Annotated in this window: 7 protein-coding genes; 3 read left to right on the top strand and 4 right to left on the bottom strand. The window is 57.9% G+C overall.

Annotated features, from left to right (window positions below; all coding sequences use genetic code 11):
- A partial coding sequence (locus tag VGL70_11990; GenBank protein ID HEY3304245.1) for a cobalamin-independent methionine synthase II family protein occupies nucleotides 1-1,055 on the bottom strand: 1,055 nt, incomplete at its 3' end.
- Nucleotides 1,056-1,110: 55 nt separating this feature from the next.
- Nucleotides 1,111-1,296, bottom strand: a complete 186-nt coding sequence (locus VGL70_11995) for a hypothetical protein (protein ID HEY3304246.1) — start codon at nucleotides 1,294-1,296, stop codon at nucleotides 1,111-1,113.
- 148 nt (nucleotides 1,297-1,444) lie between these two features.
- Between VGL70_11995 and VGL70_12000 the strand changes: the two genes are divergently transcribed.
- Nucleotides 1,445-1,816 carry a VOC family protein gene (locus VGL70_12000; GenBank protein HEY3304247.1) on the top strand — a complete coding sequence of 124 codons (372 nt, stop codon included), beginning with the start codon at nucleotides 1,445-1,447 and terminating at the stop codon, nucleotides 1,814-1,816.
- Nucleotides 1,817-1,900: 84 nt separating this feature from the next.
- Here the strand turns inward: VGL70_12000 and VGL70_12005 are convergent, their stop codons facing one another.
- Nucleotides 1,901-2,629 (bottom strand): enoyl-CoA hydratase/isomerase family protein, encoded by a 729-nt coding sequence (locus VGL70_12005; GenBank protein ID HEY3304248.1) that lies wholly within the window; start codon nucleotides 2,627-2,629, stop codon nucleotides 1,901-1,903.
- Nucleotides 2,630-2,788: 159 nt separating this feature from the next.
- A complete protein-coding gene (locus VGL70_12010) occupies nucleotides 2,789-3,898 on the bottom strand; it encodes an alpha/beta hydrolase (protein ID HEY3304249.1) in 1,110 nt (369 codons plus the stop codon).
- 403 nt (nucleotides 3,899-4,301) lie between these two features.
- On the opposite strand from VGL70_12010, the gene VGL70_12015 reads away from it, so the two are divergent.
- Both VGL70_12015 and VGL70_12020 read left to right on the top strand, forming a co-directional pair.
- Complete coding sequence (locus VGL70_12015) at nucleotides 4,302-5,351, top strand: extracellular solute-binding protein (GenBank protein ID HEY3304250.1); 1,050 nt, start codon at nucleotides 4,302-4,304, stop codon at nucleotides 5,349-5,351.
- 102 nt (nucleotides 5,352-5,453) lie between these two features.
- Nucleotides 5,454-7,148, top strand: coding sequence for an iron ABC transporter permease (locus VGL70_12020; protein HEY3304251.1), 1,695 nt, complete (start codon nucleotides 5,454-5,456; stop codon nucleotides 7,146-7,148).
- The last annotated feature ends 203 nt before the right edge of the window (nucleotides 7,149-7,351 follow it).

The following is a 7,351-nucleotide window of genomic DNA, read 5'->3' on the forward strand; positions in this document are numbered from 1 at the left end:
CCGCAGTCGGTGCCGGCCATGACGTTTTCGCGCCCGACGATCTTGGCGTAGCGCACCAGCCGGTCGGCGATCAGCCGCGGGTGCTCGACGATGTCGGTCGCGTGGCCGACGACGCCGGGCACAAGAACTTTTCCTTCCGGCAGCTTGACCTCTTCCCACACGCGCCATTCATGATCGTGGCGCGGATTGGACGCCTCGATGGAATAAGTATTGGCGCGCACTTTGAGGATGAGATCGACGATGTCTCTTAACGGTATGTCGTACTTGTGCGGGCCGTGATAGCTGCCCCAGCAGGTGTGGAAGCGGACGCGGTCCGGCGGTATATCTCTCAGCGCGTGGTTGAGCGCGTCGACGCGCATCTCGGCGTACTTGCGATACTCCGCCACGCTCATGTCCGGGAAAATCTGCCACGCGTCGGGCAGATCGGGATTGTCGATCTGGAGGAGAAATCCCGCGGCGACGATTGCCTTGTACTCCTCGCCCATCGCTTCGGCCAGCGCGAAGAGATATTCTTCGTCTGTGCGGTAGTAATCGTTCTTCAGCCAGTGCTCCATCGTGCCGGGCGCGACCGCCGGCAGGAACGCCTCCTCGTATTTCACTCCCGCCAGGGCGGCCTTGAAAGTTTCGATGTCCGACTTCACCGCCTCGTAGCCGATATACTTGAGCGGCCCGTTGCAGAAGACGCGCCAGACGTTCTCGCCGCGCATCGTCGCCAATCGCTTCTGGAAGTATGGCGCAAACTCCTTGAGATCGCGGCCGAAGATCGTCGACGGCCGCTCGCCCGCCTTAGGCGGACGCTCGACGAAGCCGCTCAAGCGCTCGCGCGCATAGCGCGAGAAGTTGGGTTTCCCCAACTCGCCGTCGTTGATGATGTCGAGACCGCACTCGATCTGCTTCTTCACCGCTTCCGCCACCGCGCTGCGCACGAGCCGCGCGAGCGCGTCCGGGTCGTAGGGCCGGCCGTTGTTCTTGGCGAGGAGCATGGCCTTCAGCTCTTCCGGCAGCGGCAGGCTGCCCGCGTGCGTCGTAAGAATCCGCTCGGTGCTGCGCTTCATCTTGCTTGCCCTTCTATATAATGCCCCGTACGATCCGAATTAAAATGGGACCGGATTAGGGAAGCAATTGCTTCGCGCGCTCACGAATCTCGCGTGCTTTGCGGACTCCCGCTTGAAAGCGATCCTCGGCATCTTTGCGTTGAACGGCGTCCTTAGCCATGAGCAGGGCATCGAAGAGCACGGAGTAGATCTTTTCAATCGTAGCCGCGTAGGCCCTATCGATGATTTCTTGGTCCGTCATGGTTACCTCCACGTTTCCTAACTTCTTCTATAGTTTCGAAATTCGGGCGTCAAATGGAAAAAACGGCACCCTGGGTATACTCTCCTGCTATATGCTTGACAGCACAGAGGTGTCTCCATAGAATCCTTGCATCTAGGGAGGTAGTAACGTGAGCAAAATTAGACACATCGCCTACCGGGCGGCGGACGTGGAAACCATGGCCAACTTTTTCGTCGACGCTTTGGGAATGAAAATCACCCAGAGACGGACAAATCGAGCCATCGATTTATCCGACGGCACGATCAACATCACCGTCCTACCTCTGCGCGGCACCGAAAACGAGAATCAGGGCATCGACCACATCGGCTTTTCGGTGGAAAACGACGACGAGGCGGGCCGCCGTCTCGAAGGCGCCGGCGCGAAGAAGATCGCCACGATCGAGCTGGGCAGCGCCGCGCATTACGAAGCGAAGTACAAGGGACCCGAAGGGATCGTCGTCGATATTGGCAAGTGGATCGGCACCGCTCCAGTTAAAGGATGAAGGCTGAGGGATGAAGGATGAAAAAACAATCACCGCTCGATCCCGATGAGTTTCATCCTTCCGCCTTCATCCTTCAGCCTTTCTTCACGACTCCCACATTTTGGAGGAGGAGTTGATGGTTGCGTGTAAGTTTTTGGCGAAGTCGTTCGCCGCCTGCGTGTCCATCGTGTAAGCGAAGCGCGCGTACTCCTTCACCGCCATCACGGCCGGCAGCGGATATTTTTTCAGCTTTTCGATCAGCTCGCTCGCCGCGGCCTCCAGCTTGTCGTGCGGAACGACGCTGCTGGCGAGACCGAAGGCGAGCGCCTGGCGCGCGTCGATCTCCTCCGTGGAATAAACCATATACAGCAGCGCTTTCCGCGGCACGCGGTCGATCAGCGCCGACATGGCGATCGTCGGCATGATGTGGTGCGACATCTCCGGCACCTGAAAGCGCGCCTTCTCGCCCGCGAGCGTCACGTCGCAGAGCGCCGCCAGCGCGCAGCCGAAGCCGGCAGCTCTGCCCTGCACCACGCCGACGATCGGCGCCTTCGACCTGCGAAACGCGTCGTAGCAATTGAAGATCGTCTCGCTCCGGGCGCGGAAGTCGTAGGCCTCGATCGCGGGACCGCGCTTGCCCATGGCTTCTCTTCCCATGCAAAACTCCTCGCCCGCGGCTTTGACAACGATCAGCCGCGAGTCTTTCGCCGCGCCGTCGATCATCTCCGCCAGCGCGCTGATCGCCGGATCGCTCAAGCGGTTGCCGATCTCCGGCCGGTTGAGCGTGATCGCGGCGACGTCGCCGTCGCGTTCATAGATTAGCGATTCAGCCATTGTACCTCCGTCACTCTGAAGGATTATGGAGCTAGTCCGGATTATTCACTGTTTCCCTTGGCGTCCTTTGCGCCTTTGCGCGAGACTTCTTACCCGCTCCGAATTTCTCATCGCGCCAAGACGCCAAGATCGCAAAGAATACATAATTCGCTGCAAGCATCACAAACGCTCCTCCAGCCAATCGAGCATGAACGGCAAGTTCCGCGCCCAGTCGTCGTGGCTGCAGTGGATCGTGCCGCCGGCGCTCGGGTCGTCGTAGATCTTCAACGTTTTATCGGCGCTGCCGATCTCGGCGAAGAGACGCTTCGCGCCGTCGACGCTCATGAGGCGGTCTTCGCCGCCGTGGGTGATCAAGGTCGGGCAGGTGATTTTTTCCGCCACGCCTTTCAGCGTGAATAATTTCAGCCGCTCGCGCGCTTCGGCGTCCGTAACGCCGCCGAGAATGCGCCGCAGCGTCGGCTGAAGATGCTGGCAAAACAGGTACAGATCTTCGAGCAGGCTGTAGCAGCCGGACCAGCAGACGAGCGCCTTCACGCGCCGGTCGAAAGCCGCGGCGCGCGGCGCGTAATAGCCCGCCATGCTGATGCCGACGACGGCGATCCTTCTTGCATCGACCTCCGGACGAGAGACGAGATAGTCGATGCAAGCCATGGCCGGGACTTCGTAATCGTGGCGCATCGGAATGTTTTTAACGTAGTGCGACGATCCACGTCCCGGCGTATCCGCGAGCAACACCGCCCAACCGCGCGCCAGCATCGGCCGGGCGCCGAAGTAGATTTCTTCGGCGTAGGCGTCCGCGCCGCCGAGGAAAAGGATCGCCGGCCACGGGCCGGGCTTCGGATTTATCGGATGACAGAAATAGCCGTCGTATTCTTCACCGCCGCAGCGTACGCCGATCGTCTCGATCGGCGGCGAATGCAGCCGGGCGGCGGCGCGGAAATTTTCCCGGGCTTTGAGGAAGCGTTGGGTCTTCTTCGCCATCTCCGCGGCGGTAAGAAACACATCCGACATTCGGTAATACTGGTTGGCGTGGAAAAACTGTTGCATCGCGGTCTCTCGGTGGCCTGCGGTCAGCGCCCGCTTTGCATTCGCCTCTGTCTTTTCGGCCAGATCCAGCCAGCCGCGCTCCCACCCTTCTCTGTCTTCCGGCTCGAGCCGTTCGCAGAGCCGCGCAATTTCGAAGAAATCGCCGCCCCCCTGCTGCGCTTCGGCGGCAAGCCTGAGAACGTGAAAACCCCAAGGATGATTCGGTCGTAGAAAGTTCAGCACAGTCCTGCTCACGAAGCGGCACAAAGAACGTAGGAAAAATCACCCCGGCCGTCAAGGCGATGAAAAAGGCCCATCCGGTTTTGGCTGACACACTTTAGATGAGGAAAGCGTTTTTTGCGTCTCGGCGCGAAGGGAGAAGGCATCTCGCGCAAAGACGCAAAGTCCGCCAACGCTCCTCAAATCCCCCTCTTTCCCCCTTTGTCAAAGGGGGATGAAAGGGGGATTTCTGAATTTCTTTGCGTGCTTGGCGTCTTGGCGCGATGACTTAAACTTCGTGCTCTTCGTGACCTTCGTGGTGAAATAGAACGCAACGTCCGAGTCCAATGAATATGAAACTAACCTGAAAGGAGAGATGCCCATGCGCGGCTTCAGCTTTCGTCGAATCTTAACCTTGGCTCTTGTCATGTCGTTCGCGCTCGCCGGGCGAGCGGAGGCTCAGGAATGGAAAGCGAAATGGGACAAAATTCTAGCGGACGCGAAGAAAGAGGGGAAAGTCGCCGTCGCAGGACCGCCGGGCACGGCCTACCGCGACGTCATGAGAGGATTCGAGAAAAAGTATCCGGAGATCAGTCTCGAGTTCCAAGGATTCACTCCGGCGAACTTTACTGCGCGTTTTTCAAAAGAACGACGGGCCGCGCAATACCTTTGGGATATCTATATTACGGGACCGACCAGTTTTGACGTTACGGGAAAGAAGGCCGGAGACCTGGATCCGCTTAGACCGCTCTTGGTGCTTCCCGAGGTGCGCGACGAAAGCGCCTGGTTGGGCGGGTTTGCAAAGGCTTTTTTGGATTCGGAAAAACAATTCATTTTCGCATTCCAGGCGGAGGTAACTCCCCAAGTCCAGGTAAACCGGGAATTCGTTCCCGAGAGCGAATTAAACAGCGTCAAGGGGTTATTGAACCTAAAATGGAAAGGTAAGATCGTCATCGATGACCCGAGAGTGGATGGAGCAGGGAGCGGGCGAATTGCTCTATGGACGGGTCAACTCGGCGAGGAGTTTGTCCGCGCGCTGCTCAAACAAGACTTGGGGCTGACGCGTGACGGTCGTCAGCTCGCCGATTGGCTGGCACGCGGAAAGTATCCGATCGCTATCGGGGCCAATGATACCGAAATTGGCGAACTGCAGAAGCTGGGTGTCGGTCTAAAAATCGAGCCTCTGGCGGGTAAATTAGCCGAGGCATGGCGCATGAGTACGGGCTGGGGCGCCGTTCGTTTGGTCAACCGTGCACCCCATACCAACGCTGCCACAGTTTTTATCAACTGGCTGCTATCCAAGGAAGGACAGACGGCGTGGGCTACAACGGCCGGCAGGCCGAGTCGTCGGATGGATGTTCCTCGCGTGGCCGGCATGTCCCCCGAGCCCGGGGTGGACTACTTCGATATAGATCGTGAGGAACGATTGTCTCTTCGAGACAAGGCAAGGGAAATCGCCAAGGAAGTCCTGCGGTAGTGCGACCCTCACCCCTTCCCTCTCCCGCGTGCGGGAGAGGGTGAGGGAGAGGGCGTGATTTTCATCGCTCGGCGCCGGCTAATATCATATCGGTCCTCTTCAGTGTCTTACCCGCGCCAGTACAGCCTGCAAAGCCTGATTCATTGGCTGCTGTTGGGCATTATCATGCTCATGGTCTTCTATCCGGCCGGTCTTATCATCATGAGCAGCTTTGAGACCCAAGGAGCCAATCGTGTTTCGGAGTTTGGTTTGCATGCCTGGAGAATCGCCTTTTCCGATCCGGTGATGACTTCCGCGATATGGAATACCTTCACGATCACCCTGGCGCGTCAAGCCATCGCGTTGCCGGTTGCAATCCTGCTTGCATGGATCATCGCCCGGACCGACATCCCCGCCGCAACGTCGCTCGAGTTCCTGTTTTGGTTGGGTTATTTTCTCCCGCCTCTCCCCGTCACCATGGGCTGGATTTTACTGTTAGATCCGCAATATGGTCTGATCAATCAATGGCTCGCTGTTTTGCCGTTCATTAAGGAAGCTCCTTTTAATATCTATTCGTTCTGGGGGATCGTCTGGGCGCATCTCACGACCTCAACCATCGCCGTGGAGGTCATGCTCTTCACCCCGGCGTTTCGCAACATGGACGCGACCCTCGAGGAAGCCTCGCTGGTATCCGGAGCGGGAATTCTCCGCACGCTGAGGCGAATCGTGATACCGATCATGACACCGATCGTGGGTGTTGTTTTGTTGCTCGCCGTCGTCCATTCCCTTCAAGCATTCGAGTTGGAGTTGATCTTGGGATTCCCATTTCGGTTCTACGTGTTCAGCACGCAGATCCACTGGCTGTTGAACCAACAGCCGCCGCAGTTTTCCTCGGCTACCGCGCTGAGCAGCATCATCTTATTTGTCATGGTGCCGCTGATTATTTTGCAACGCAGAACGGTCGCCCGGCGGGATTATGCAACCGTGGGCGGACGCTACAAAGGCCACCGGCAAAGTCTGGGGAAATGGAGGTTGCCCGTCTTCTTTTGCCTGCTCGCGGTGGCGCTCCTGATTACTGTGGTCCCGCTCTTATTCTTGACGCTCGCGTCTTTCATGGCCCGCTTCGGTTACTTTAGCGTGCCCAAGCCATGGACTTCAGCGCATTGGGGCCGGGTCATTTATGATCCTGTGTTTCTCGATTCATTAAAAAATACCTTGGTGCTGGCGGGCGCGACGGCGATCCTATCGGTGGCGCTTTTTACGCTCGTCGCTTATGTCGTCATCCGGTCTCGTTTTGTCGGCCGCGCGGCTCTGGATTTCGCTTCCTGGCTGCCGTCTACTTTGCCGGGGATCATTCTAGGTCTCGGCCTGCTGTCCTTGTTTCTCGGGACTCCGCTTCTGCGGCCGTTCTACGGTTCCATGTCGCTTTTGATTCTCGCGACCTTGATCTCCAGCATGACTTTGGGCGTTCAAATAATCAAAAGCGCTTTGACTCAATTAGGGCTCGAACTCGAGGAGGCCGCAATAGTCGCCGGAGGATCGCGTTGGAATAGCTTTCGAGATATCGTCTTGCCTATTATTACGCCGACCTTGCTTCTCGTCGGGACACTGAGTTTTATCGCGGCCGCGCGAAATGTCAGCACCGTGGCTCTCATTGCCACAAGTCACACCAGACCCTTGTCATTGCTGCAGCTCGATTTTTTGGTCGACTCTCGTTACGAAAGCGCCGCGGTCATTGGAATTATCGTGGTCGTCTTGACCACCGGAGTCGCCCTGACAGCTCGTCTGCTGGGGTTGAGAGCGGGTATTGAGAGGTAAAGACGAAATCCCCCTTTCATCCCCCTTTGACAAAGGGGGAAAGAGGGGGATTTGAGGGCTACACGGAATCATGAAGAAACAAAAAATCATCGGGAGCTCGATTCCCAGAGCGGGAAGCGTGGAAAAGGTCACGGGGAGGGCGGTGTACGCGGTCGATGTGACTTTGCCAGGGATGTTGTGGGGCAAAGTGCTGCGCAGCCCGA

Source organism: Candidatus Binatia bacterium (assembly GCA_036504975.1).
In the GTDB taxonomy this organism is placed as follows: domain Bacteria; phylum Desulfobacterota; class Binatia; order UBA9968; family UBA9968; genus JAJPJQ01.

Coding starts and splice junctions, on each gene's coding strand:
- VGL70_11995 (HEY3304246.1), bottom strand. CDS start 1,296: ATGACGGACCAAGAAATCATCGATAGGGCCTACGCGGCTACGATTGAA.
- VGL70_12005 (HEY3304248.1), bottom strand. CDS start 2,629: ATGGCTGAATCGCTAATCTATGAACGCGACGGCGACGTCGCCGCGATC.
- VGL70_12015 (HEY3304250.1), top strand. CDS start 4,302: ATGTCGTTCGCGCTCGCCGGGCGAGCGGAGGCTCAGGAATGGAAAGCG.